Genomic DNA, 22,564 nt, shown 5'->3' with positions numbered 1-22,564 from the left:
GTCAATTGTCCTTAACGCTTTCCAATACCGCTTCGCTTTTGGCATACCTGTGTCGCAGGTACAGCTCAGCATATAACGATATAATGATACTGATAAAAACCAGACCGACAATATTATTCTGGAAATCAGTCAGTTCCAGCGTAGGATTCATTGTACTTGCAATTTTATAAAGAGGAATGGCAAAACACATGATCGTGATCAGCACATTCAGTTTAAAACGGTGACTCTGGATCTTTTTCTGGTCGAATGTTTTCAGCAACTTGCTTAGCAGGAGGGAGTCGCAGGTACCGGTAAGGATCAATCCGAGGGAAAATACCACGCCGCCTAGTATAGCATATACCCATTGATTGGAAACAGCTACAGCATATCCGAAAGCGGCGATCTGGGAAGAGGTGTCAAAGATAAAACCGAAGATGATCCCTGTTACGATCACTGTAAACGGATTGAGGCTATTGCTGAAAGACTTTGGCAGCAACCTTTTCCGCAATCCGCTCAATTGTGTATTATCCCGGCGGGTAAGGGAGATAATATTAGAGATGCCCATGAAGAGTAGCATCACAGAGGAAAGCCATTCCACGATGATGTCCAGCATGGTGGGCATTGCAAAGTTGTTCTTTAGGATGCAAAGAAACAGCGCGATGGCTGTTACCATGATGCCATGCCCGAAAGTGAACAAGGTGCCCACCCAGCGGGTCCAGCTACTTTTGTGCAGGTGCAGGCGGTATGTATAGCCGTCTATGACGGTTATATGATCGGGGTCGAGTCCGTGTCGTAAACCTAATACCGACAGGACAATGAACCCGCTAAGGTCCTGTTGTAAGAGATCCATTATTCGTTTGGTTGTCCGCTGAAGGTGAGTGGTTTGGCATCTACCAGTTCTGCTGTGGGGAAGTGAACATGTTCTTCCAGCAGGATGTTCTGCATGAGGTGTTGTGTAACGATCTCACGGGTAGTGTCAAGTGTAACGCCTTTATACCAGAGTCCTTCCGGGTGCATGAAGATCATAGGCCCCCAGGTACATTGTCCAAGGCATTTGGTACGTACGGTGTGAATTTCGTCGTTGAGATCGTTTTCGGTAAGATGTGCTCTTAACTGGTTGGTATTCTCGTCAGCGCCGCTTTTGCTGCAGGTGCCGCCATTGCAAATAAACAGGATCTTCTGAACTTTAGTCAGGTCTTTGATCGCCATACTGTTGCCTACATTTAATTTAATACATTAATTACCCGTTAATGATTAAACAAGACTTCAGGGGGAATAGTGAGGTGGGGCAATGCGGATCATATGACATGACGCTTGCTCGTTCCTGTGCTTTCTTCCCGAAGCGTTGGATAAACATGGTTGTTGGCAGGTCTTCTGACTTGTTCCACTCTTAACGCCTTCCCATCCATTTTGAGACCTGGACAGTGGCATTGGTTAAGAGCTGATTTGGAACTTACAGCAGCGGGAACTGTTTTGGAATTACACCAAATTCCCTTTTAATTTCAGCCGGTATGAGCGGTTGAAAACCAAAAACTGGCGTGAAGGTAGGGAATTATTTGGTGTTTTCCTACGGGCAGATTGGTTGACTAAGAGATGTATGCCGAAATTCTCCTACGCATATACGTTGCGCAGCCTGTATCTTTCTTTGTGGTGAGAGGGGGGAATTGATGTGTTATAACGTACATACAACTAACATGTTATGTGTTTTGTCAAGTCCTTTCGACACCTTTGCTGTCAGTTAGAATTTGATGTTGCCCATTACCCGTTTAGTCACCTATACTTTGTTCGAGCATATTCAGAATTCTCAGTTTCAGATCTTAATCTATATTATAAGCGAACAGCCGGACTACTACAATAGTCCGCGTAGCCTTGTTGATGCCTATCGTAAAAATACGAGTGTGTTAACCCGGGATCGTCGTTTTACAGGTGAAGATCAACACATTTACACTTTTATATAAACTATATACCATGAATAAGGGACTTTTAAGCTTATCAGCATTGTTATTGTCATCTCTGTACGTAAACGGACAAACAACTTTTATTAGTATAGACTTTCCTAACACCTATACAAATACGATCACGACGGGCTTGTACACATCCAATAACAGGTCAGGATTTATTCATCAGTCAAATGCTTCCATCAACTACGGATTGTTTGGACCTAAGTCCACCGGGTTTAAGTTTCGCTGGTTAACACATGATAACGGCGCTGTTGATTACACGACAGATACAGACCAGATCATGTACCTCGATAATGTTGGTAATCTGAATATGAAGGGTACATTAACAACAGGAGGCAATGTTGGCATCGGTACTGCTCCCGGGGCTGACAAGCTGACAATCGATATGGGTTCTACCAGGAGTGCCATCAATATGGTTAGTGATGGTGATGCGGCTGCTTATTCGGACCTTAAATTTAGTATAAAGACGACAACAGGAATAGCCTCAGGCAAGCCGAACATGTGGCTGGTTTCTTCAAGAAAGGATGGCTATTTCAGTAATGATCTGACAGGTCCGACCCTTGAATTTTACGCAACCAGAGCCATATCAGGTGGGTATTTCGCGCCACTGCTTTTCAAGGCAAATGGAGATGTGATACTGGCCGGGGCAAGGAATGCCGTGAATGGTAACGTCGGCATTGGAACGCTTGATACAAAGGGGTACAAGCTGGCGGTAAATGGGGATGCGATGTTTACGAGGATACAGGTGAAAGCTTACTCTAACTGGCCTGATTATGTTTTTGGACAGAATTATAAGCTGATGCCGTTACAGGAACTGGAGGCATATGTGAAAGAGAATAATCATTTGCCGGAGGTGCCATCGGCGAAGGAAATAGAGGAAGAAGGGATAAATGTAGCGGAGATGAATAAGGTGTTGTTGAAGAAGATTGAGGAGTTGACGTTGCATGTGATAGAAGCAGATAAGCGGAACAGGGAACTGGAAGAGCGAATGAAGATAATGATGGAAAAACTCGAAAAAATAGAGTCGAAATAATCTGAGATTAAATAGACACGAGCTGTTGTGAAATTTTATTGGAACCCAAGGGCGCATTCATATGATTTAATTATGAAGAGGATATTTATTTGCATTTTTTTGTTTTCTTTCAAAATGCAGGGTTTGTTAGCCCAGACGCAGAATAACGCCATAGCGCCATTGCCACCAAATGCTGCGGAGCTGTTTAAATATAATAGTATTCCGGTTTCGCCAATGACAGGGGTACCGGATATTAGTTATCCGTTGTATGAAATTAATACCGGGAAAATTAAGGTGCCGATTGCGCTAAGCTATCATGCGTCTGGTATTAAGGTTAGTCAGAGAGCCACCTGGGTGGGATTGGGCTGGTCTTTGATGCCAGGCGGAAGTATATCACGGGCAGTGAGAGGAATTACAGATGAAACAGATATATATGGTTGGTTCAACCATCGTGCTTCACTGGATACTTTGCCACTGATACAGAGTTATGATGTTATGCAGGCATGGGTACAAAATACCCCGGATGGCCAGCCAGACTTTTTCAGCTATAACATACCTGGTAAGTCAGGGAAATTTATTTATTCAAGGGATAGTTCAGCTTTCATGACATTCCCCTATCAACCTGTTGTGATAAAACGCATCATAAACAACCCGGACGCCACTCTAAATAATACCTATGAGATAACAGATGATGACGGGACCCGTTATTGCTTCAGACAGATGCAGAAGTACATAAACGATACCTACAACCTGATAACCTATACACAATCCTGGTATTTATCTCAGATAATCTCAAACGATAGCCGGGACACCGTTTTTTTTAGATATGACGATCCTGCCTTATCTGGGGCGGAGAGAAATGATGAGATTACAAAATCTTTTTCATTAACATATTCAAAGAGTGAGACTGAAAACGGGGGAAGGTATCAGAAGGGCGAGATAATCGCTGCTGACCAAAGCATTCACTATGGTTCTACCATGTTAAGTGAGATCCTGTTCAGACAGGGAAAAGTCGTCTTTTATGGAAAAGGCACAAGAATGGATGGAGGGACATCATTGGACAGTGTTGTGATATTCAGTAAAGATTCAGGTGTTTATAGCAGGGTAAAGAAAATTACATTTGACTATGGTTACTTTTACAGTGGAACTGTGCCCACCAATGAAAACGCTTATCGTTTAAAATTGCTTTCCTTCAACAAACTGGATTTAACTGGTGGACAACCGGAGACATACAAGTTTGAATATAACAGTATTCCTCTGCCAGATATTACGTCTTTTAAGGTTGATTACTGGGGATTTTATAATGGTGTGAATAACACCACGCTTATGCCTGCAATAGTGCCTGATCAGGCTGACCTTCAGTCATTTGGGACTTTGGGTACAGCGAATAGAGATCCTTCAGCTTATTACATGATGGCGGGGATCTTAACTAAGATTACCCATCCAACAGGCGGCTCTACAGTGTTGGATTATGAGTCAAACACATATCAGTTGTCACGAACGGAGATGATCAGCTATGGTTTGGGTTGGGTTAGTGTTCGCGGACAGGGCAAACGGCCTATTGTAACTGACAGCGTAACGTTTAAAAATGCGTCTCCAATAACAGGAGCTTCACCTGTAGCCAAAATAGTTATCAACTTTTCTCCATTTTCGCCTGATGCATTGGATGTTGCGCAGCGTGTGACCTTTAAAGACGTTACTACAGGAGCTAGCATAATCACATGGACGTCAGATCTTTTCAGTGCTAATGGAGGCTATGAGCAGCCTCATACGATTGAATATCTCTACACTTGTGACACTTCCCATACCTACAGAATAATTGCCTCTGTAAATGATGAAAACTCTACGAGTGTAACTGTTGACATAAGCAGCACGAAGCGTAATACTTCTATTTCCACAAATTTGGGTGGAGGTATAAGGGTTAGCACGATTTCTTCCTACAATGCCGACAATAGTTTGCAGAAACGTGAAAAGTATGCTTATGGGATTAATGAAAATGGTATGGGAATTATGCCGATATCTGGCACGGAGGTTATTTATAACAATTTTCAGGCCATGGGAACCAGGACTATCATAGGTGATCCGATCGGTTGTCGCGCGGTTCCCGGATATAGATATACATATACAGCATCAAATGTTTATCCCACGCTTAGTTTACAGGGAGCACAGGTGCTTTATCCATCTGTTACAAAGTATGATCTGGCTGTCGATGGCAAACCTAATGGAAAGACTTTATTGCAGTATGAACTACCGGCGGACTACATATCCATACCAAGCCCGGGGTCTATGGGAGGAAAAGAGTTAATTGATAATTCTATGTCAGATGTACGGTTGCAGTCAGAGCATATATATAAGTACAATTCTAGTGGAGACTATACGCTTCAGAAACGGACGATTAATAGTTATATCCCTCTTGAAACTGTATTCATACCCGCAGTAACTTATTGGCACAATTATGAATATACGACACCTGATAGATGTGGCAGTGTGAATAAGGATGAATTCGGATACTTTATATTTCGGATAAAATCAGGAGGGCTTCGGTTAGGCACGACCGAGGAAACTCTGTTTGACGATAATGGAAATACCCTGCAGAACACGATAACCTATCAGTATAATCGATACGGGTATCCTAAGTCAGTAAAGAGTACTAATAGTAAAAACGATACCCTTTCTACTGTTGCACTTTTTCCTGGTGATCATATTGCGTCATTAACTGATGCCGGTGTATTAAACAGGATGGTGAGACGAAATATGGTCCGCCAGCCTTATTGGCAGGGAAGTTACTCTAAGAATGCCTTATTAAAGTATGGCCGCACGCTATTCAGTGATCAATGGAGTGTTAACGATAGTCTGATTATGCCGAAGGCAGATAGTACATGGAGCTTGGGGGGAGCACAGCCCGAGCTTGCGGTGGCTTATCAGGGATATGATAAATACGGCAATATTCTGCAGTTGACCGAGCGAAATGGAATCACCAGCAGCTATAGCTGGGACGCAAATAGTACTTATCCGGTAACTCAGACAATCGGGGCTGCGAATACCTCCGTACTATATGATGGATTTGAAGATGCCGGCAGCTGGGCTGGCGTTGTCCGCGATAACGGACAAGCGAGAACCGGACGTTATGCGGGGCTGATTACCAATGCTGGTACTTATGTTAGTCCGCGTTGGACAAATGTATCCCTGGCAGCAGCGACGAAATTCAAATATTCTGGTTGGGTATATAGCGGCGGCCCCGGTGCGACTGTTAACCTGCTGATGAAACGGAGCGGAGAGGCCGGAGCGTATTCATATATAGACAATATATCTATTTCACAATCAGGTAAATGGATATATGTTGAGAAGGAATATTCAGTACCTGCAGACGTCAAAAGTATGAGTATAAGAATAGACAATAATGGGACCGGAAAGGTGTGGTTTGACGATATTAAGCTGCGGCCGTCCTCATCTCAAATGAACAGTTTTACTTATCAGCCTTTAATAGGTCTGACCAGCAAGTCAGACGATCAGAATCATATATTGAAATATGAATATGATGGCCTGGGCAGATTGAAGGTGATCAGAGACCAGGACGGAAATGTCCTGAAACAAATTGATTACCAGTATCAGGCTCCTCTCACTAAATAACCGCGTACCTATGAATCTTGTAAAATACGCAATATATGCTGGCGCATTGGCTGTGACATCGCTTATTACTGATGTCGCCTTTGCCCAAAGTAATAAACCCGGTGGAACACGTAGTGCGGCAACGGCAGTAACAGTTCCGGCGGCGTATAATACTACTTCGATCAACTATGTCCGGACCTGGGAGCCAGATAGACCATTGGCGGATACGGCAGCAGTTACATCGACTAGCAGGTCGGTAAGGGAAGTGAAACAGACTACTCAGTATCTTGATGGTCTTGGTCGTCCGATACAGATAGTCTCAAAAGGAATCAGTAGTGGTGGAAAGGATCTTGTTGCGCCCGTGATATATGATAGTTATGGAAGGGAACAGTACAAGTATCTTCCCTATGCACAGCAGTCAGGGAACATTAGCGATGGAAAATTTAAGACGGATCCTTTCAATGCGCAGAAAGCTTTTTATCAGAATGGAGTGCTTAATCCGGGAATTGTAGGTGAGAACATTTACTATGCTCAGCAGGAGTTTGAGCAATCCCCTCTTAACAGGCCGCTTAAATCCTATGCGCCAGGCAATAGCTGGGTTAATCATCCTGTAGAAATCCGGTATCAGGTGAATTCCGTGTCTGATTCGGTACGATTATGGAATATTGGGACAGGGATACCTACGAGTGTAAGCAATTACGCAGCGGGGCAGCTAGAAGAGAATGTGACTATTGATGAGCAAGGCAGCCAGGTGGTTGAATATAAGGACAAGCAAGGGCAGGTGGTATTAAAAAAGGTGCAGATCTCGGGCAATCCTGGTACAGGACATATAGGCTGGTTATGTACTTATTATGTGTATGATGATCTGGGCAATCTTCGCTTTGTTATCCCTCCACTGGCTGTGGAGGCAATAAAAGGCTCCTGGACAATAAGTGCCGCTATCGCTGATGAGTTGTGTTTCCAGTATCAATATGATGGAAGGCAGCGTATGGTAGTGAAAAAGGTGCCCGGTGCCGGTAGAGTGTTCATGGTGTATGACGTTCGGGATAGGCTTGTATTTACGCAGGATTCCATTCAACGGATGAAATCTCCTATGGAATGGTTGGTGACTTTCTATGATGAGTTGAATCGCCCAACCATGACGGCTATCTATAAGGGGACGTCTACCAGGGATGCTTTGCAGACGAGTATGAATTCGGCATCTACATCCCAGACCATTTCTTATGTGGCTGCAGCAGAAGCGGATCTGGCCTTGTATGGTCACGATGGTAGTGCGTTATACACAGCTACCAACAGCATTACTATATTGGATGGATTTGACTCCAACACGGGGGGAGATACCGAGACGAGAATTGATCCTGCAGCGGCAGGTGACACTACTGTGATTACTGCTACAAATCCATTGCCTAATATATCAGCATCAGCGTTGACACCGCTGACTTATACCTTTTACGACAACTATAATTATTCCGGCAAGTTGGCTTTTGCGGGCAACGATACTGGAAAGTTATTGGCTGCGGATACATTATATCCTGAGAAGTTGCCAGTGAGCAATATGACAACGGGACTGGTTACCGGTGGTAAGGTAAGAGTGCTCGGGACAGAAAAGTGGTTAACGACGACTACCTATTATAATGATAAGGGCCGTGTCATTCAGGTAGTAAGTGAAAACAACTTAGGCGGGAAAGACATATTGTCAACTTTATACAACTTCAAAGGTACTGCGTTGGCAGCTTACCTTCGTCATCAGAATCCTAAAAGTATTACCCCACAAACTACGCTGCTCACAAGTATGACATATGACTATGTAGGTAGATTGCTTGCAGTGAGGAAGCGGTTAAATGATGATGCAGGTCAGGAGAGAATGATTGCAGCAAACGATTATGACGAGCTGGGTCAATTGAAACTGAAACGTTTAGGTGTAGGTTCTTCTAATAGTGTAATTGACAGTTTAAACTATACTTATAATATCCGTGGTTGGTTACAAGGCATCAACAAGAATTTTGTAAACAGCGGAACGAGTACATCTAACTGGTTCGGCCAGGAGTTGAGCTATGATTATGGATTTGACTCTAGCCTGTATAACGGCAACATATCTGGTGTTAAGTGGAAGACGCGTGCCGACAGTGCCTGGGCTTATGGCTATAGCTATGATAAAGCTAACCGGTTGACGGGAGCGTACTTCACTCAGAAGAATGGTGGTAGCTGGGCGCAGGACAAAAAGGACTTTACGGTTAGTAATCTGACTTATGACGCTAATGGTAATATTAAATCCATGTGGCAGAAGGGAATGATTGGAACAAAGATTGATACGGTAGACCGGTTAAGCTATACTTACCTGGCCAATAGTAACAAGTTGGCTGCGGTGGCTGATCCAAATCCTGCAAAGACTGTATCTGCTAAACTGGGAGATTTCATTGATGGAACAAATGCCGGTAATGACTATTTCTATGATGGAAATGGTAACATGGTGGCTGATTCTAATAAGCACATTAGTTCAATAGTATATAATTATTTGAATCTTCCTTCGGTGATCACTATTGCGAGCAAGGGGACAATTACTTACCAGTATGATGCCACAGGTAACAAGCTAAGTAAGACAGTACTGGATAACACTGGTAGTACATCCAAAACAACTGTAACTGACTATGCGGGACCATTTGTATACAAGCAAGACAGCCTGGAGCTTATTAGTCATGAAGAAGGTCGTATTCGCCCTGTTTATAAGAGCGGTCAGACGGTGCAATATGCATATGATTATTTTGAAAAGGATCACCTGGGTAATGTAAGAACGGTTTTGACAGACCAGACGGACTTTACAATGTATGCCGCCACAATGGAGACAGAAGTTGCGGCTCAGGAAGTAGCACTGTTTAGCAATGTAGAGGAGACTCGTGCAGAAGTACCTTCTGGTTATCCTGTGGACCAGACTACAGAACAAAATAAGTTTGCTGCGAAGTTGAATGCGAAAGCAGGAGGGAAGAAGATAGGCCCTTCATTGGTCTTGCGGGTAATGGCTGGAGATACCGTTCAAATTAAGGCGAAAGCATTTTATAAGTCCCAGGGGCCGGATAAGAATAATGGAAAGGCTCCGGTAGAGGATATGATTGCTGGTCTGGTGCAGGCATTTGGTGGTACTGCTTCCGAAAATGGCTCACACGCATCAGAGGGAATTTATAATAACACACCTTTTAACGCAGACTTCTATAACAATAATTATCAACGTTTAAAAGAAAAGAATAATGACAACGGGCCGTCAAGCCGCCCAAAGGCATATTTGAACTTTGTTTTATTTAATGATGATTTTAAATTAGTGGAGGATAATAGTGGAGTGAGGCAGGTGAAGGCGAGTCCCGATGAGCTGCAGGAGTTAGGAGTGGAGAAAATGGCAGTGGAACAGAGCGGATTTTTGTATGTTTATACAAGCAATGAAAGCCAGCAGGATGTGTTCTTTGATAATGTTGTTTTGGCGGTGAATAGTGGTCCATTGCTGGAGGAGACGCATTATTATCCCTATGGCTTGACAATGGTTGGTATTTCTCCTAAAGCAGTGAACTCGTTGGAGAACAAAAAGGAGAGATTTAATGGAGCCGAGTATAATACAAGTTTCGATTTAAATACATATGAATTTTATTATAGAACATATGACTCACAAATAGGACGTTGGCAGAATTTAGATACTAAACCTACCGATATGGTTAGCTTGTATGCTGGAATGGCCAATAACCCGATTCGTTATGCAGACCCATTGGGAGATACGCTTGCTCTTTTCAGACCAGATGGTACTTTCTGGAAGTTTCAGGATAATGGTAGAAAGGAATGGTCTGGTGTATTTTATCAAAAGTCTACCGTAACTTCTACTTTTGAAAAAGATGGTGTTCGTTATGAAGAAAGAGTCTATTCAGAAGGAAAGACCTTCGAGTTTAATGACCCTACTGAGGATGTGCAAGCGATTAAGAATGGTAAAATAGATAGAGTAACAGTGATGAGCGATGAAATGGTTGAAAGACAGCTTGATAGAAGTGGCGTATGGAGTCCCGAAGCACAAGCAAATCCCATGAGATTTGCCAATAAAAGTGGCAGACAGGGTGCAATGGACTATGGTGTTAGAGGGATTCAGGCAAACGATTTGCAAACAAACACATTTTACATCAGAGAGGGACTTGCTTATAATGTTGGCGATCTAGGTAACTATTTATTTGGAAGGGGAACAGCTGAATTAGGAATTAGCCTCGCGACAGCTTCAATGGGCGGCCACATAAATAATATGGTTAATGGAAGAAGAGACCATACCCCATATTATGATTTTGGCCCTGGGACTAATGGAAGCCCTGGTATATTTGACTCCAAATCAGATCAAAGAGCGATACACCGGGGATATGCAAATAGTCCTAAAGGCGCGATGCTGATAAAAAAGGACCATCAAAGCTGGCCTAAATTCAATCTCAAATAAAAAACATGAAAAAAGTATTTGTAATTGTTATCTTGATCATAGTATTTATCGCAATCGCGATTTATTTGTTCTGTAAGACAGATGATCAGAAAACCGCCAAGAATATTTATAATAAGCGTACGTATTTATTGAAGGAATTTAAAGACAAAACGATTTTAAATCGAAGTGATAAATTCTATCAACTATCATATAGCAAAGGACAGTTGGTGAATACATTTTTTTTCGAGAAGAACGATAGTACTTTCACGTTTACAAATGAAATTCTTCAATATCCCTTAACTGATATTGCTGTTTTGTCCTCTTTTAATGTTACCGATACCTCCGGTTATCGAAACGCTTTGGGTAACGAGCTAAGAGTGGCACTAAAAGTAATGGATCATTTTAAAATTATTGGCGTAACCGCTGATTTTAGAAAGTTTGGTATCGATATGAAAATATATATTGAAAGTTATGGGGCCTTGTTATACGTCAGAGATGTTACTGATGTCAAAAATGAGCAATGGAAAAAATATATAGAGTCTGGGCGAAAGCTGGATGAAAGCTGGTATCTGGTAAAAGATAAATAGATTGTAATGGGTGGATCTTGAATGAGAATGATTTTGGAAATTATTGTCCTCTTTAAAATAGTCCTGGGAAACTAGCCTGAACTGCTTGTTTGTGATAAGGATATCTCCAGTTTCCTATACCAGGTCACTTTTGTTTGTAACTGCTAGCGACTGCAATAGAAAATAGAGACTTATGAATGTCGATGTGATATGGGTATTTCATGGCATTAATGGACGATTTGCCAGCGGTGTTTTTACAGAAAGAAAACTTGCTAAAGAATGGATCTTTTTACATAAACTAACAGGCGTTTTAACAGCATACCCCGTTAATATTGGAGTTTATGACTGGGCAATTAGTTCAGGAATTTTTACGCAAAAAAGGGAAGAACATTCTACCCCTGAGTTCATTGGTAGATTTACTGCCGGCGGCCAGGAACATTTTCATTATGAGGATGGAATTCAAATATAGGCATTTGCTATTAAGACTTAGTATACCCTTATAGTAAGTCTTATTGTCGGTCCCTTTAGGTAGCCAAACCATATGAAACACCGCTGAAGTATCATAATTTTTCCTATTATTGACTATCAATCCCATTCCTATGCCTAAGAAACGAATACTTAAAATCTCCATTATCGCTTCATTGTTAGCCATTTGCATTGCAGCTGCCTCCTGGTGGTTATATATTACCTACACCTACATCGAATTTGCACCGCTTGTGTTCGATAGACAAAAGGGCTATGTAACACCTCAAACCGCCGATGATTTTTATAAAAATCTCCGCGTTGTATTGAAATCTCAACACATCGATCATAAGCTGAATGTTTTAGACCATCCCTTAATTCAGTTTAAAACCGCAAGTGATAAAGCCCTGATGTGTGACCTGACCGCAAAAGCACAGGATGTTGTCTGGATATATAACCATATGGATGAAAAGTTGCCTTCATTTCTCTGTGAGGGAAAGGATTATCAAGGGTTTGTATTCCACAAGGAAGCCGCCTATGGTCATACTGTAGAGTATGGGGACATTGTAGATATTGAGCTCGGCTGCAAAGATATAGAAATGACGAAACGGGTCTTGCAGTTACAGGTCGAACAGATCTTCAAACTGCACAAAATTTATGCGAATATTGAGCTGCCCTTGTACTACCGCCAATATTTTGGTTACCGGAGAGAAAATGGAAATCGAATTGTCTATGTTGATCTTGTGCGGAAAGATATAACGTCTGTATCAGCACTGTTGAATGGCATTATTCGCTTTTACCAGGGCGATAAAGCTAACCTGGAAGCAAAAGTAAATCTGACCAGGGAGGTGGTTGAGAGCTTCGGGACTTTGGTGGATCGGGGCATATAAGTTTGCTGTACTGTGGCTATTTTCGAAACTGCGCTTGGTTAATTCACATTTATAACAGTAGGAATGAGATTTATTACTTTTTTATTTGCTGTTTTGCAATTCAGTTATGCAAGTGGCCAGAATTCATGTGAGTGTAAATGCTCTTATATTTCGCATTATCGTTTAGACCGATATTTGAATGAAGCAGACAGCATTAGTAGCAGATTGCTAAAAAGATATAAAAGCATGAAAGTTATTGGGGTCCGTGCGTTTTCTGAAGCAAAGTTGATGTTTGTGGTTGATGAAGGTGGGAAAAATAGAGGGATGTATTATGATTTAATGGCAAAAAAGCATAAAACATTCTCTGGTCGCAAGCTAGATGCGTTTATTAAGGCCATAATTTCGGATAGTATTTTCTTGCAGAAGATTAAACCGCTCCCCGAAGGGAGCGTTAGCAAGAATTTTAGTTTTTTTATATCATATGATTATCCCCAAAAGAAGCTTTTCGATGTCTGCTATACGCAGTTATTGAGGGATATTAGAAGACCATCCTCCGTTGCGTTAATGCAATTCGGGGATACGTTTGAGTAACTGTAACATTTTAATCCCCGCAGAGATTACTGCAATGTATATGTACTGCCTTCTTTCCCATAATGGCCACCTTGCATAATCAAAAACTTCCTCATATATTACACCCAATTAAATATATAACCCTATGTCAGAGCCTCGCTCTCTCTACTTAAAAGTCAAAACCAACAAGGATAACCTCCACCGATTCTTCCAGGACAAACCACTATCTCCTGAAATAGATCAGGATTGGACTTCCTGGTGGAACAGCCGTAAAATGCATTCCCAATCCCCGTTGACAAAAGTCCCCATCTATGCCTGGATAAAAACGAACCGTGGTCTGGTGGATTCCTATCTGTCTGACCCGCAAACAGGAACGCGTGAACGGGGAGGAGATGGAGAAGAGTGGGAGCTCGCTATCGCACTTTTCAGTCAGAACTATACGGAAATTCTACCGATGCTGGCCTGGTTAAAGAGCTTAGCAGGTTATATGGAAACCGGTGACGAGGGTGTCGCCATCATTTATGATTTCTTCTGGGGTAGTGGAAGTGTGATGATGCACATGGAGTTTACCGGACAGCAGGCATCTTTCAGGCTGACCAATAAGACTTCAGAGATTGACCCAAAGATAGTGGCGGAAGCCAATGATATGTTGAAGAATGCAATAGGCGCTATTGGTTGATTAACAACCAGCATTGTGAATGAACTTTTATACTATCTTAGCCGGCCAATAAACCCCCTTTGCCAACTGTACTGTGCTGACTATACGTAGCTTAACGCCACAATTATTGGCAAAGTGATAACAGGAACAATAACGACTTTACATGAGAATCAAATTTATCTACCAGGACGGAAAATCCGATAAGTTCTGGGACATTGAAATTACAGGTGACCAGTTTACCGTTTATTACGGTAAAACAGGTACCCAGGGACAAACCCAAACCAAAGAATACGCATCAGAAGAAGAGTGCAGAAAGGCTGCTGAAAAGCTGATTGCCGAAAAGGTGAAGAAAGGGTATAGCCAGGTTGTCGAAGGAGTTAATGATGAACCAGTTAGCATCCAGGCAAGTATCTCCGATACAGCCAGTGATACTCCCCCTAAACATTTGTTCGAAGACCTATTGACACTTGCCCAGTATCTTGCTGACGGCAAATATCCCGGAGAACTGGAAACAGTCGACGTAACAGATGAGAACATCGAAGAAATGGAAACCGCCGCCGGCTTCCAGATGCCGGAAGAATACGTTGATTTCTGGCTGGAGAAAGGCTCTCTCTTCTTTAGTAAAGACGATTTTATCTGTGCAGTATATTGTTACAACGCAGAAGGTGTCAATGGTAATAACCTGTATGGTTTCCTGAACTTCTATCAGAATTTCTACCGATGTAAATTCAACCTGATCGGTGAGGAAGAAGGCTACTTATCGAAATGCTGGTGGGTGCTGGGGATGATCATCAACGGGGAGGAGATGAGGATATTTGTCAGCGATCCATTAGGAACGATAAAGAGTATTCATTTCCCCCAATCGTTAAGAAATACCAGCGAGGAGGCATTTACGCAGGCCTTATCACCTGTGATGGAAGCAAAGGCTTCAATGAAATCAATCATTGGGGTGGCGGCTTTCGAGGCATTAGCCCGTAATACAAACAAGGCTGAATCAGAAACAGAAGAAGATGAGGACGATGATGATGATGCAGAAACACAAGCTTTCCTGCAAAAGCACGGCTTAAAAGCAGTCTCCTATAGTGAAGTATTAGAAGTCCTGAACGTCGAAAATTTATTTGACTATTGGGAAGACGAGGACAATTCCTATGCCGCTAATTATGAGAGTGAGCGGGAATATTATGAAGAATACCTGAACGCCATTTATTATTGCGATGGTGATCTGCTTATTGAAGGCGACCTGGAAATCCCACGCGCTAATATAGATCTTCTTGTGGTACGTGGTAATATGACCATACAGGGAAAGGTTAGTTCTTCCAATGGTTACTATGTTACCGGTAATACAACTGTCGATTACCTCGAGCTGGGGTATTTCCAGAAGACCATGGGCACAGAAACCATCCGCTATGTTGCCTCGGCCTGGGGAGAGGATGATGAAATGGTACATTCCATGCCTTTCCGGAGTATTAACGCGCCGTATTTCTTCTCCTGGTTCTATAGCCTGCGCTGTTTCGAATTCGCACCGGAGACACTTATTACGGCCCTGTACAATTACGACGAGTTGTCATCCTATGTGACAGATAATGCTTTTCTCGCCTGGCATGATTATGCTTACGCATTCCTGCCGGAGCTTGGTTATACGCTGGATGAGTCCCATCATGATACACTGAACATCAGTGTCCGGAAGGTCTATGAGGCGCTGAAGAACAATCAACCCGTGTTGCAGAAAGGGGTGACGCCTGAAGGTATTAAACTGACCCGCGAAGGAGTACGTCTGAAAGCGGAAGAGGACATTACCGGCGCTTATCAATGTTTCAAGGAGGCTATCACAAAAGCGCCTGGTTATTACCTTGCGTATTATCATGCAGGTAAATGCCTGTTCGGGCAGAAGGCCTACAAACAGGCCATGGAATCATTCGCCAAAGGGATTCCCTATACCCCTGAGAGAGTTAAATATGAGTGGGCTTGTATGGAAGAAGCTGCCTTATGTGCTGTACAGATCGGGGAATATGATAAAGCGATCGAACTGGCCAATAAAGCCGTGCAAAAGAGCGAGTCTGCCTATTTTGCGCTGCGGGTGTTAGGAGAGGCGCGTATCTATCAGCAGAAGCTGACAGAAGCCAAAGGCTACCTGGAAAGATCAGTGGAGATAAATAGCATCTTTACCAATAACTGGCTACTGGGCTTAGTCTATCATTTACAGGGCGACGGGAAAACAGCAGACAAGTTCTACAAGGTGGCTGCTCAAAAAAGTGACAAAGCACAGCCTTATGCGCAGCATACTAATCTTCGCTATTTATACGGGGATCCTGTAACGGTGAACTGGGATACTCAGCAACCAGCATCAACAGTCAAAGACCAGGCATACTGGGATCAGTATTTTGCCGACATGTTGGGAAAATATGGTCCTGACATGTATAAGAAGACGGGTAAATTCCCCGACGAATGGCTTGGCAATAAACTATCAACGATCCCCGAGCAATACCGTACTAAAGACATGTTACAGGCATTACTCGATCATAAAACAAACGAAGAGTACGATGTACGCGGCCGGGTGATCACGTATTTTAAACAGGAACTATATACACCGGCCATTATCCTGTTGGCTGTAAACAGGGAGGAACCTTGCTTTTACCAGGAGATTCCCGCCGAATTTCTCACGCAAGAGATTTACAATGTCCATCCACACGGTATAGATCTTTCATGTGTGCCTAAGGAGCAGTTGACCTATGAGTTATGTTTCCGCGCAGTGATGGGTAATCAATACAATTACAGTCATGTGCCTGTGGCCTTTAAAGACGAGCGGATGAACATCGCGCTCATTGCCGGTGGTAATCTGCAGGATACACACTGTAAAGACCTGCCTTCAAAATACTACGCCAACGAATACATTAAACAGGCGATTGACCTGGGTATTCATGTAATCAAGAACATTCCACCGAGACTGGTCGATAAAGAAATATACCAGTATGCTTCGGAAAAATACAGTCAGGACCGCGAATGGCCTTTTATTGTTGAACTGTACGATAGGGAGAGATGGCGCTTCGGATCCCAGTCTGATCTGGAGAGAATGGGGAAAGCCGTAAAGAAATACGGCATCAGCATCTTTGATCATGTAGATGCCGAGCGTATCCACAAGCAAAGCTATGCCTATTATAAAAAACACCTGGGAAACCTGTCTGGATTCAATGAGAAGGCCGCTGCTGCTGGTTGGAACGAGCGGAGTAAGGTAAGAGATGAGTACTTTGATGAACCCGAGTTTAATTACGACACCTTTGATAAGGTGTGGGCCTGCTACTGGGACGAAGACTTTATCATCAAAGCCCTTACAGCCAGTAAATCCGGGTCAAACGAACGTATACATGACGTGCCACCGCAATACCTGACACAGAAGATCTGTGATATTGCTGTGAAAATGGATTCATACGATTTCCAGTTTGTGCCCAGACACTTTATTACGCAGGAAATGTGTGAAAAGGCCTGCTCTATGGACTACGGTGCGGCACTCGAGTATGTTCCTTTATCGATGCGTACAGCGAAGGTCTGTGAACTGGCTATCGGCAGAGATATTGCCAATATTAAATTCGTACCCCTTGAGCTACGCACGGTAGCGTTTTGTGCAGGCGCTGTTTTGAGCAACAACCAACTGAGTAAGTATATTCCGCATGCGCAGTATGCTGCCGTTTTTGAAATGCTTTTCACAAAGTATAAGAACAGATTCTCCCTGGATTATCTGCTCGTGAACCGCGGACTGGGACTGATTATAGATAAGAAGTTTGACGAGGCGAGGAAGCAATTAGCAGAAGTAGAAACTACGACGAATGTCAACGCCTCACACCTTCATCAGTCTGTTTATTATCTCGGCTGGACTTACTTCCTGGAAGGAGATACCGGCAAAGCAGCTGAATACTACCGGAAATCGCAGGACATTGCGAAAGCGCAGAAGATCGAGGACGAAGACTGGCTGACATATCCTTACGCCAGCTTCCAGCTGCCGGATGTTCCAGGCGTATATGAATTTAGCCAGGAAGAATTTGACCAGCAAATGCGCGAAGTGACCTTACTGGTGGAGGATAAGAATTATGTCCAGGCAATTGACATACTCAATCAGGCAGAGAAACTGCTCAGAGATGCGCAATGTTCAGAAATGAGGCTATGGGCCTATGTCTGGGATCATCAGCGCTATGCACTTTATGAGGCTGGCAGGAAAGAGGAGTCGCTTGCTGTATGCCGTGGTACTATTGCTGAATTAAGTAAAATTACCTTGTGGGATTACCTGGAAGAGTTTAACCCTATCCGTGCGGCATTGCGTGCTGCTCATAACAATCTGGCATACCATTGCTATGAAACAGCCACGGATCTGAAAGGAATAGAGGAAGGGCTTAAGCATATCAAAACAACCATGAAGACCATATCACCGATCGAAGAGAAGAATGTGCTGAACCTTTTTTATGAGACCCAGGCATTGCTCTTGTATAAGGCTATGGGCTTTGATCCGGGATATAGGAAGGACCTGGAAAAGGTGGTAGCTAAGATCGGGAAACTGAAGCTGCAGGAAAATGGATTACTAAGTGATGAGTACCTTGAAAAGGTAAAATTATAATCTAAAAGGAAAGCCTGGTTTCGAAAGAAGCCAGGCTTTTTCAGACATGCCCTGTAAGGGCAGTATATGGTATTAAAACAGTTGCTGCTGTTCCAGTTGTTGCTTCAATATCTGCTGTCGTAGTTCCTGCATCATCTTTCGTTGCTTTTTGCGTGAGTCTATCTCACTCATCAAAAGGAGGTATGGCTTCTGTTCTTCTTGCTTTGCCGTGATTTCTTTCTTCTTCTTGTCAATAATTGGCGTTTGCTGTTTGATCTTTCCGGGCAATGCTTTCTGTTGCTTGATCAGTTGATCATTGAGACCTGTAGGATCAAAGGCTTTTTCGAACTGCGCTTTAAGTTGTTTTGGCTTGCCTTGATAAGTCTTTGTAAATTCTGCCAAGGCAGCTTCGTATCCCTCGTAAAGCGTCTTTACCTTGGGCTCCAGTTCTACTATTTTATCTTTAATGTCCTGGATATCTTTTTCCGCCAGGGCCTTCGCCTGCTGTAACTCGACGATCTCTTTATTTATCTCTGCGACTTTATCAGCCTGAAATGCAAACATAGCGTCCAATCCTTTATCATCCAGCTTATCTGTATTAAAAGCCAGCTTATACAGATTATCTACGCCGTCCTTGCGTGTTTCTGCCACATGCAGGCGTTCATTGGTTACCTGGGGCAACTGAGCTTTTCTCGTATCAATGTAAGTATCCTGCCTTGCACCGATCATCTCATCATTATGCCCCATAAAAGCTACCGCCTCAGTAGGGAAAATCCCCAGCTCTGTAGTCTTTTTACCATCTTTCTTCATGAGATCATGGTTATAGACCATGTCTATTTGCCCTGAAATAATAGGAAGGGCCGCCAGCATTTTTCCCTTTGCCAATCTCAATGTTTCTTGTATCAACGCATTCCCGGCTTCTTTATCTGCTTCTTTTTCAAATCCGTTGATATTCGTAAACTCCGGCAATGCCAGGCCCCTGATGCCATCCGCCAATCTGCCATTGGCTACCATGTCCTTAATGGCTGTCCAGTCTTCGTCATTCAATACACCCAGTCCTATGTTCATCAGGCTGTCTTTGATCCAGGCCCCGTCCACATCCTTTACTGCGCTGGACAGATAAGCATTGAACCGGAACTTTGAGGTGGCTGCCGGAGTATCGGCCAGGTCGGACGTGCCATCAAATATCTTCTTCTGTTCATTCATCACATGCTCTATGGCCGGAACGGCAAACTGGCCGCTCAGCGTACGTGCAAGCTGGTTAATGAATATCTTGCGACCAGGTGTATCTGTAATACCGGTTTGTGCAATGGCTGCCTTAATGCCGGCTTCGAGAGTGGCCAGTATCGCTTTGGGATTAAATCCGGGTGTTCTCGCTCCGGAAGTATCCAGCACATCTTCTTTATTGATGTTTTGCAGATCATCGAAGGTCTGCGCTGTTGTAGCAAAGTTTACCTGACTGGTGATGCCGCCGCCTTTTTCAGAAGGTTTGATCTTTATCTTTTTCAGCTCCGTAAAATCCAGTTCCGGCATGCTGTCATAGTCTTTTACCCCGCTCTTATGAGATACATTCTTCTGCTGTATCTTCAGGTTTTCAGCGGCGGAGAAATCAAGTCCTGCTGTCTTGAATCCCTTGATCATTCCATCAATGGTTCCCTTCTTCGATAATGTGTCCAGACTGGCTCGTATGATGCTATCCACCTTTTCTACATCTGCAGGATCGGGGATCATGGAGTTTGACAGTGTTTTGATCAGGAATGGAGGACTTACCAGTTCCAATGCATTAGCCGCATCAGTTTCCAGTATAAAAGGTAATTTGGTGAAAGCCAGCGGACGGGCTTTGGCGAGCTCCAGATGCGATATACCTGCTAACACATTTCCTTCTCCTTCTGTCTGGGTGAATTCGTGCTCGAAGCCAACAGTGGTAAATGATTCCTTATGTGCACCTATTTGTTTCTGCTTTGTTTCCTGCTCCGTAATATAATCCGTAAAGTTGTTGGCCGCTATGTCGAGGAAAGCACCCTGCAATACGGCTTTGTCTATATGCTTATACTGCAGCGGCGCTTGCGCCGTCGTCTTAGCTTGCAATGCTTTTGTCCCCATGATATCTGCTTCTTGCTCCAGTCCCGCATCATCATTCACAGGAATATCTTTCTGCAATTGGACCGTTGGCGATACCCTTCTCTGTTTCTGCTGCACCACGTGCCATGCTTCATGTGCCAGATGCCGTTCCTGTCCGGGTGCTATATGAATGTCTGTGCCTTGCGCATACGCATGCGCCTGCAACTGCGCCGGCCTGGCAGAATTGTAGTTCACCCTCACATCATCCATAGAGTACCCACTCAAGCTTTCAATACCGGATTTTAAATCGTCCGGAAGGCCCGTATCGTTTGGCTTTAATTGAAATGGTTGGGTGTTTTGACTGTTGTTAGTCCCGGCAGGAGCGGAGACTGGCATCCTTTGCAATGGCTGAACAGCAGGTTTCGATATCCCCGATGAATATTGATTATCCGCTACAGAACGAGTGGCCGTCTGATTGGTCTGAGTGGCATGATGTTCATGTGGCATAGCGTTGTAGGTATATGCACACAATTTAGAGAATAATTTTAAACTGTTCGTTTAAAAATGAGGAATGGTGTCGGCAATTACATCTCCGCCCATGTCTTTTTTGCATAGGAAAAAAGCACGATTCACATCGTGTCATTGTAATTCGCCTTTAACCGGAAGGAAGTATTATGTCAGACCAAAAACTGATCATAATCGTATTGATGAAATACTGCTAGTGAAAGGCTTTCTGCGGATATATTTATTCTTTGAATAAGGGGTTCGCTGATTTCCTCTCTGCAAACAGGTATACGTACTTTGCTTTGCTGACTGACAGCCAGCATATCTGCTGCAGAGCGGCTTTTCCTTACAATCCTGGGGGCTTTGGCTGGCTGCGGATCTTTTGCCTGTTCTACCAACGGTAACACTGGTTCCAGCACAGCCGTCACAAATGCCTGCTCGCTGCTGGCGGTGCCGGAGGACTGAATGCCTATATCGGTATGCAAAAAGCGGATCTGTAAGAGAACAATCGTAGCAGTTGCCCTCATCGGGGTAACCGGTAACAGCAGGGTATGTTGCTTTTCGCCCAAGGGCACACAACTGGCCGCCGTGGTACTACCGAGGCAGGTATGCTGCTCAAGGTCCATATCCAGCGCTACTGCCTGTAGCTGTATATAACGGGCGCCTTTAGGAGGTTTCAGCCAGTGTTGCCAGTTAGTGGGCAGTTTTACCATCACGCTACCATTCTCCTGGCGGATGGTGTCTATCCCGCCGACGGTCATGACGGCCTTTTGGTTATACCGGAAATCTTTCAGGTGTTGATGCAGGGCTGCGGGACTGAATACACGTTTGCCACGGACATGCTGGGTATCCTCTCTCAAAGCCGCATAAACGGCCTTATTTAGCCTGTATACGGTCGTTGCGTCCTGTGCGGGCTGCCAGATACCATTCAGGGCAGAACGGATCGATTTTGCGGCCTTACTGGCCTTTGCAAATTCCCGGCTGCTTTGTTTGCTGGCGGTAGACATACTGTCCGGGCCATACTGGGGCATTTTACGGCAAAATTGTTTGCCGTTGCGTTCGTAATAAATCAGGTCTCCGACATGACCGGAAAGACCCTGGGTAAGAATGTTAAAGTTTTGGGCCATAACTTGCAATAGATTATAACTCAATTTACGGAAAAACTGGCTGATAATCAGGGCCAAGCTTCGAATAATTCTCTATTCATCAGGTACATTATAAGGGGATAAAAACGGTCCTTGTATATCCTTCAAGGTTATTGTAATGTACTTATAATCAGACTGTAATGAGCTAGTACCA

General features: G+C 43.6%; 13 protein-coding genes and 1 riboswitch. Of the genes, 9 read left to right on the top strand and 4 right to left on the bottom strand.

Annotation, left to right across the window (positions count from 1 at the left end):
- Position 1 precedes the first annotated feature (1 nt).
- Positions 2-829, bottom strand: coding sequence for a HoxN/HupN/NixA family nickel/cobalt transporter (locus CLV42_RS23325; RefSeq protein ID WP_106604338.1), 828 nt, complete (start codon positions 827-829; stop codon positions 2-4).
- Complete coding sequence (locus CLV42_RS23320) at positions 829-1,188, bottom strand: (2Fe-2S) ferredoxin domain-containing protein (protein ID WP_106604337.1); 360 nt, start codon at positions 1,186-1,188, stop codon at positions 829-831. The genes CLV42_RS23325 and CLV42_RS23320 overlap by 1 nt, the downstream gene beginning before the upstream one ends.
- 138 nt (positions 1,189-1,326) lie before the next feature.
- Positions 1,327-1,525: riboswitch (cobalamin riboswitch) on the bottom strand.
- Between the two features lie 422 nt (positions 1,526-1,947).
- Here CLV42_RS23320 and CLV42_RS23315 point away from each other — a divergent pair.
- From CLV42_RS23315 to CLV42_RS23275, 9 genes are all read left to right on the top strand, one after another.
- Positions 1,948-2,973 (top strand): hypothetical protein, encoded by a 1,026-nt coding sequence (locus CLV42_RS23315; protein ID WP_106604336.1) that lies wholly within the window; start codon positions 1,948-1,950, stop codon positions 2,971-2,973.
- Positions 2,974-3,096: 123 nt separating this feature from the next.
- Entirely contained in the window at positions 3,097-6,582 is a 3,486-nt protein-coding gene (locus tag CLV42_RS23310) for an RHS repeat domain-containing protein (RefSeq protein WP_170117618.1), read from the top strand.
- A gap of 10 nt (positions 6,583-6,592) precedes the next feature.
- A complete protein-coding gene (locus CLV42_RS23305; protein WP_106604334.1) occupies positions 6,593-11,014 on the top strand; it encodes a DUF6443 domain-containing protein in 4,422 nt (1,473 codons plus the stop codon).
- Positions 11,015-11,019: 5 nt separating this feature from the next.
- The gene (locus tag CLV42_RS23300) at positions 11,020-11,580 is read left to right on the top strand and encodes a hypothetical protein (RefSeq protein ID WP_106604333.1); all 561 of its coding nucleotides are present in this window, start codon (positions 11,020-11,022) and stop codon (positions 11,578-11,580) included.
- A gap of 172 nt (positions 11,581-11,752) precedes the next feature.
- Positions 11,753-12,028, top strand: a complete 276-nt coding sequence (locus CLV42_RS23295; RefSeq protein ID WP_106604332.1) for a DUF7710 domain-containing protein — start codon at positions 11,753-11,755, stop codon at positions 12,026-12,028.
- 130 nt (positions 12,029-12,158) lie between these two features.
- Positions 12,159-12,911: a hypothetical protein gene (locus CLV42_RS23290; protein ID WP_106604331.1), complete on the top strand. Its 753-nt coding sequence runs from the start codon at positions 12,159-12,161 to the stop codon at positions 12,909-12,911.
- A 63-nt stretch (positions 12,912-12,974) separates the two neighbouring features.
- A complete protein-coding gene (locus CLV42_RS23285; protein ID WP_146154462.1) occupies positions 12,975-13,481 on the top strand; it encodes a hypothetical protein in 507 nt (168 codons plus the stop codon).
- 124 nt (positions 13,482-13,605) lie between these two features.
- Positions 13,606-14,139, top strand: a complete 534-nt coding sequence (locus CLV42_RS23280; RefSeq protein WP_106604329.1) for a hypothetical protein — start codon at positions 13,606-13,608, stop codon at positions 14,137-14,139.
- Between the two features lie 142 nt (positions 14,140-14,281).
- Entirely contained in the window at positions 14,282-18,721 is a 4,440-nt protein-coding gene (locus CLV42_RS23275; protein ID WP_106604328.1) for a WGR domain-containing protein, read from the top strand.
- A gap of 72 nt (positions 18,722-18,793) precedes the next feature.
- Here CLV42_RS23275 and CLV42_RS23270 read toward each other — a convergent pair whose 3' ends face one another.
- Together CLV42_RS23270 and CLV42_RS23265 are read right to left on the bottom strand one after the other, a co-directional pair.
- Positions 18,794-21,268 carry an eCIS core domain-containing protein gene (locus CLV42_RS23270; RefSeq protein WP_106604422.1) on the bottom strand — a complete coding sequence of 825 codons (2,475 nt, stop codon included), beginning with the start codon at positions 21,266-21,268 and terminating at the stop codon, positions 18,794-18,796.
- 170 nt (positions 21,269-21,438) lie between these two features.
- Positions 21,439-22,392, bottom strand: a complete 954-nt coding sequence (locus tag CLV42_RS23265; protein WP_146154461.1) for a hypothetical protein — start codon at positions 22,390-22,392, stop codon at positions 21,439-21,441.
- Between the last annotated feature and the right edge of the window lie 172 nt (positions 22,393-22,564).

Origin of the sequence: Chitinophaga ginsengisoli (assembly GCF_003014595.1) — a bacterium.
In the GTDB taxonomy this organism is placed as follows: Bacteria; Bacteroidota; Bacteroidia; order Chitinophagales; family Chitinophagaceae; genus Chitinophaga; species Chitinophaga ginsengisoli.
Note: the sequence above shows the minus strand (reverse complement) of the source record. Positions and strands in the feature narration are given on the sequence as shown.

What these genes read in the sequence shown, in the direction of transcription:
- CLV42_RS23325 (WP_106604338.1), bottom strand. Translation starts at nt 829, where the DNA reads ATGGATCTCTTACAACAGGACCTTAGCGGGTTCATTGTCCTGTCGGTA.
- CLV42_RS23320 (WP_106604337.1), bottom strand. Translation starts at nt 1,188, where the DNA reads ATGGCGATCAAAGACCTGACTAAAGTTCAGAAGATCCTGTTTATTTGC.
- CLV42_RS23315 (WP_106604336.1), top strand. Translation starts at nt 1,948, where the DNA reads ATGAATAAGGGACTTTTAAGCTTATCAGCATTGTTATTGTCATCTCTG.
- CLV42_RS23305 (WP_106604334.1), top strand. Translation starts at nt 6,593, where the DNA reads ATGAATCTTGTAAAATACGCAATATATGCTGGCGCATTGGCTGTGACA.
- CLV42_RS23300 (WP_106604333.1), top strand. Translation starts at nt 11,020, where the DNA reads ATGAAAAAAGTATTTGTAATTGTTATCTTGATCATAGTATTTATCGCA.
- CLV42_RS23295 (WP_106604332.1), top strand. Translation starts at nt 11,753, where the DNA reads ATGAATGTCGATGTGATATGGGTATTTCATGGCATTAATGGACGATTT.
- CLV42_RS23290 (WP_106604331.1), top strand. Translation starts at nt 12,159, where the DNA reads ATGCCTAAGAAACGAATACTTAAAATCTCCATTATCGCTTCATTGTTA.
- CLV42_RS23285 (WP_146154462.1), top strand. Translation starts at nt 12,975, where the DNA reads ATGAGATTTATTACTTTTTTATTTGCTGTTTTGCAATTCAGTTATGCA.
- CLV42_RS23280 (WP_106604329.1), top strand. Translation starts at nt 13,606, where the DNA reads ATGTCAGAGCCTCGCTCTCTCTACTTAAAAGTCAAAACCAACAAGGAT.
- CLV42_RS23275 (WP_106604328.1), top strand. Translation starts at nt 14,282, where the DNA reads ATGAGAATCAAATTTATCTACCAGGACGGAAAATCCGATAAGTTCTGG.
- CLV42_RS23270 (WP_106604422.1), bottom strand. Translation starts at nt 21,268, where the DNA reads ATGCCACATGAACATCATGCCACTCAGACCAATCAGACGGCCACTCGT.
- CLV42_RS23265 (WP_146154461.1), bottom strand. Translation starts at nt 22,392, where the DNA reads ATGGCCCAAAACTTTAACATTCTTACCCAGGGTCTTTCCGGTCATGTC.